We start from the raw sequence: 3913 nt of genomic DNA, 5'->3' as shown, positions 1-3913 counted from the left end.
TAAGGGAAGCAAGAATGCGACCCCAAAACAGGTCGCATTCATTGAAAATTGGATAAATAACTATCCTAAAAAAATACTAGGTTACAAATCTCCAAAAGAGTTTTTCTTGGCTGGCTAACTTGAACTTATAATTTGCCGTCACTATGACTACTCCATCTATTATTTTTCAATTTCAAACAATGGTGATAATGGACGTTTTTCATGAATTCTAATAATGGCATCCGCAATCAAGTCAGCGATTGAAATCATTTCAATTTTATCAATTAAACGTTCCTCAGATATTGCAATAGTATCTAAAACAATTAATTTCTTAATCGCTGATTTCTCAATATTATCCATCGCAGGGCCTGATAAAACAGGGTGAGTACAAGAAGCATAAACTTCAGTTGCACCAGCCTCAGCAAGTGCGTCAGCCGCATGACAAATAGTACCGGCCGTATCAATCATATCATCAATCAAAATACATTTTTTGCCTGCAACATTACCAATAATGTTCATAACTTCTGATGTATTCATTTTATCAACACTACGACGTTTGTCAATAATTGCAATCGGTGTTTGAAGGAACTGTGCCAATTTACGTGCTCTAGTCACACCTCCGTGATCAGGACTGACAACAACCACATCATCACCAACTAAACCATGACGATCAAAATAGTCTGCAATTAATGGTGCACCCATCAAGTGATCAACAGGAATGTCAAAAAAGCCTTGAATTTGAGCCGCATGTAAATCAACTGTTAGTAAACGATCAACCCCAGCAACTTCTAACATATTAGCTACAAGTTTAGAAGTAATAGGTTCTCTTGAACGCGCTTTTCTATCCTGGCGAGCATATCCATAATAAGGCATGACAACACTAACTTTTTCAGCACTGGCACGTTTAAGTGCATCTACCATTATTAAGATTTCCATCAAGTTATCATTAACAGGTGAACTTGTTGATTGTAAAATAAACACATGATGACCACGAATCGACTCTTCAATGTTTACTTGAATTTCTCCATCAGAAAACTGACGAACAGTAGATTTCCCCAATTGAATCCCCATTGATAAAGCTACGCGTTCAGCCAATTCTTTGTTTGAAGATAAAGCAAACAATTTTAAATCAGAATAAGACATTTTTTCCTCCAAAGTTTTAATCCTATACCATTTTAACCCTTTTACCTCAATATTTCAAATGATTTTAGGATTTCATAAAAAAAGACCAGCTGAAGCTGGTCGATATTTTTTAGTTTGGTAAAATGTATACGGCACCATTAGGATTGAACCATCCACGGTAGTTACCGATTGACATATTTCCAGCATAGTTAGATTCCATAACTTGGATATTTGAAGAACTTTGAACAGATGTAACTAAAGCTACGTGTCCATAGCCTCCACCCCATACAGCTACTGATCCAACTACTGGAGTTGAGCTAATTCTGTAACCTGCTGCTGCTGCAGATGCTGCCCATTGTCCACCATTACCCCAGTAATCTCCAACCCAAGGTGCAAGTGACTTAACACCCCAAGTACATTGTCCTATTGGATATGTATTTGCAGTTCCGTAAGTAACTCTAGGAGTTGAAACAGTCTGTACAGCTGGTGCTGGCGCTACTGAGCGAGTTGGTGCTGCTGGAGCTACTGTTTGTACAGGAGCAGCTGTTTGTGCAGCTGGTGCTGGAGTTTGTACTGAAGCAACAACTTCTGCAACAGGAGCTACTGATTGTTGTGCAGTCATAGCAGCTTGTGCTTGTGCAACAGACTCAGCCTGCGCTTGTGCTTGTGCTTGTGCAGCAGCTTCTGCAGCGGCTTGTGCTTTTGCAGCTTCTGCAGCTTTAACTTCAGCTTCTTGTTTTTGAGAAACTAGAGTAGCTTTTTCATTTTGAGCTGTTGCCATTTTTGCTGATAAATCTAATTTAGCAACTTCTAAACCTGCTTGTTGAGTTTCTAAAGAAACTTTATTAGCTGCAATGGTTTTCATATTAGCTGCTACAGTATTAATAGCATCTTGGTTTTCAGCTTGTTTTTTGTTAAGTTCAACTTTATCTGCTTTTTGTTGATTCAACATTTTTGCATTTGCTGAAACAACTTCACGAATAGCAACTACACGATTAATAGCATCTGATACAGACTTAGAATTTAAAAGTGTATTTAAATAGCTAGTTGTAGTAGCACCTTTTTGTGCGCTACGTGCTTGTTTCTTTAAAGCTTCATTGCGTGCAACAATTTTACTAGAAAGTGCTTGAATTTCTTCTGCTAATTTAGCTGATTTAGCCTGAAGAGCTTCATTTTCAAGTGCTAGACTATCTTGCTGACTTTGTAATGTTCCAATTTGACCTTGAAGTGCAGACACTTGCGCTTGAGCCGCAGTTTGTTCTGCAGTCAAATTTGTAATAATACTATCCTGTGCAGCAATTTTCGAGTCAAAATCATCTGCTCCAACTGTTGTTGCTGCTCCAAGGGTAACACCACTTACAAGAACGGCTGATAAAATTCTCTTTTTCATTTTAAAAAAACTACTCCTTTTCGATAAGACATCTTATATTGTACCAAAAAATACAAGAAATAATATTACGCATGTGTTACAGTTATATGTAATAATCAATAATAAAATCACTTACTATAGGTATCTATTATTACAAAAAATAAAATATTAAGAATTAAACTTGGAAATAAATTATAAGTAATAAAGAAAGTCCATGAAAAGCTTGTAAAACCTAGAAAATATGCAATGACGAAACTAATAAAATTTAATAAAAATAAACAAATTGAAAACAATACAATCCGTTGTGCTTTTGATTTTTCTTCCAAATATTTTACAAATAGATACAAAAACGAAATCGAAACTGGTAAAGCAATCACCATTATCCCAAGATAATCAAAGTAATAGTAATCGTATCCCATTCCCAAAAGCAATGAAATTAGTAATGCAAAAGAATAATGAATACGATGACAAATGAAATACAAACAAATAAAGAATAAAAAAGTAGAAAAATGAATATCATTGGTAAAAAATATATTGATTACTTCAGACAGATGAGAATCTATAAGCATCAGGAAAATTAATAAGAAGAAAAATAATATAGCTTTTAATTGTTTCATAACTATTTGTCTCTTCCTAAAACATATAAATAATCAAGATTATTAAAATTTCCACTTAAAGAAATAAAAATTTTGCGACCTAACTTATCATCGGATCTAACTTCTTTAACAACTTTGCCAATGGTAATGTCTCCAACTGTTTCACCATCTAATCCACTAGTATATACTTTATCGTCTGGCATAATGGAAGCATTAGAATTAAACTCACTTGATAACATTAGATTTTCTTCTTTATTATAAGTTTTTAAATTACCATAAATTGTTTCCTTTTTACCAACAATTTTAATTGGTAAATTAAAGTTCTTCCCATTTGTAAGTAAATCAACATGAGAACTTACTTCTGAAACATTTGTTATTTTACCAATCATAGATTTTCCATCAACGACAATCATAAATTTTTTGAAGCCAGACTTTTTTCCCCCATCAATAATAATAGCGTCAGACCAATTATTAGGACTTCTTACTAAAATTTGACTAACTTTCCTAAATGAGTTGTCAACCTTAAGATTAAGTAAATCTTTTAACGAATTATTTTTTCTTTTCAAACTATTATATTGCTCAATAGAAAGAGATTGTTCAGCAATTTGTTTCTTCAGTTGTTTATTCTCTTTCTGAGCATTCACTAACCCTTTGAAATCATTTACAAAATTTTTGGTCGAATTAAAAGGAATTGCTACAAATTGATCAATTTTTGATAAAGGCAAATTACAAGTTCAAGTTAGCCATTTAGTAAAAACTCTTTAGGAGATTTATAATCTAGTATTTTTTTAGGATAGTTATTTATCCAATTTTCAATGAATGCGACCTGTTTTAGGGTCGCATTCTT

General features: G+C 33.7%; 4 protein-coding genes and 2 pseudogenes. 1 reads left to right on the top strand and 5 read right to left on the bottom strand.

The genetic code is table 11. The features are described 5' to 3' along the window. Window positions 1-118, top strand: a pseudogene (locus tag ACVRZD_RS10450) (IS30 family transposase); the annotation flags it as partial. 41 nt (window positions 119-159) lie between these two features. Here the strand turns inward: ACVRZD_RS10450 and ACVRZD_RS10445 are convergent. The 5 genes and pseudogenes from ACVRZD_RS10445 to ACVRZD_RS10425 all read right to left on the bottom strand — a co-directional run. Then, the gene (locus ACVRZD_RS10445; RefSeq protein ID WP_037627702.1) at window positions 160-1122 is read right to left on the bottom strand and encodes a ribose-phosphate diphosphokinase; all 963 of its coding nucleotides are present in this window, start codon (window positions 1120-1122) and stop codon (window positions 160-162) included. Between the two features lie 109 nt (window positions 1123-1231). Next, window positions 1232-2491 (bottom strand): peptidoglycan hydrolase PcsB, encoded by a 1260-nt coding sequence (gene pcsB, locus ACVRZD_RS10440; protein WP_037627699.1) that lies wholly within the window; start codon window positions 2489-2491, stop codon window positions 1232-1234. Between the two features lie 107 nt (window positions 2492-2598). Further along, window positions 2599-3087, bottom strand: a complete 489-nt coding sequence (gene mreD / locus ACVRZD_RS10435; RefSeq protein WP_080730885.1) for a rod shape-determining protein MreD — start codon at window positions 3085-3087, stop codon at window positions 2599-2601. Window positions 3088-3089: 2 nt separating this feature from the next. Further along, window positions 3090-3791, bottom strand: a complete 702-nt coding sequence (gene mreC, locus ACVRZD_RS10430) for a rod shape-determining protein MreC (protein WP_447450493.1) — start codon at window positions 3789-3791, stop codon at window positions 3090-3092. A 14-nt stretch (window positions 3792-3805) separates the two neighbouring features. Continuing rightward, a pseudogene (locus ACVRZD_RS10425) lies at window positions 3806-3913 on the bottom strand (IS30 family transposase); the annotation flags it as partial.

Source organism: Streptococcus hongkongensis (assembly GCF_053206145.1).
Note: the sequence above shows the minus strand (reverse complement) of the source record. Positions and strands in the feature narration are given on the sequence as shown.

What these genes read in the sequence shown, in the direction of transcription:
- mreD (WP_080730885.1), bottom strand. Translation starts at nt 3,087, where the DNA reads ATGAAACAATTAAAAGCTATATTATTTTTCTTCTTATTAATTTTCCTG.
- pcsB (WP_037627699.1), bottom strand. Translation starts at nt 2,491, where the DNA reads ATGAAAAAGAGAATTTTATCAGCCGTTCTTGTAAGTGGTGTTACCCTT.
- ACVRZD_RS10445 (WP_037627702.1), bottom strand. Translation starts at nt 1,122, where the DNA reads ATGTCTTATTCTGATTTAAAATTGTTTGCTTTATCTTCAAACAAAGAA.